We start from the raw sequence: 603 nt of genomic DNA on the forward strand, positions 1-603 counted from the left end.
AGCAGGAACGCAAAGCAGAAGAAGAACGAGTTCGCCAAGAAAAAGAGCGTGCAGCTAAACTTGAGAAAGAGCGTAAAGCGAAAGAAGAAGCTGTACGTAAAGCAGAGCAGGAACGTTTAGCCAAAGAAGCGGCGATTGCCAAAGCGGAACAAGAGCGAGTAGTTCGCGAGAAGGCGGCAAAAGAAGCTGCGGAAAAAGCACGTAAAGAAAAAGAGCGCCTTGAGCGTTTAGAACGTGAGCGTAAAGAGCAAGAAGCCGCACTGGATGATATTTTTGCTGGCCTAGAAAGTGAAGCGAGTGCAAACCAACAGGCTCAGGGGAAATTTGTGGCTGATGAGGTTTCCCGCTACAGTTCAATCTATATTCAGCTCATTCAAAGCCGATTGCTAAAGGATGACTACCTATTGGGAAAGGAGTGTAGAGTTAACGTTAAGCTGATTCCTACGGGAACTGACATGATTGTTTCGTCAGTTAACGTGCTTTCTGGTGACTCTAGAGTATGTGCTGCTGCAAAGAGTGCAATTGCACAAGTACCAAGTTTCCCGATGTCAACCGATTCAACAGTTAACCAAAGGCTGAAGGATATTAACCTTACGGTCGCAC

1 protein-coding gene is annotated in these 603 nt (G+C 46.3%); it reads left to right on the forward strand.

Annotation, left to right across the window (positions count from 1 at the left end):
- The coding region (tolA, locus tag R8O11_RS29370) for a cell envelope integrity protein TolA (RefSeq protein WP_318195141.1) at window positions 1-603 on the forward strand (603 nt) is incomplete at both ends.

The organism is Vibrio sp. 1288 (assembly GCF_033344475.1).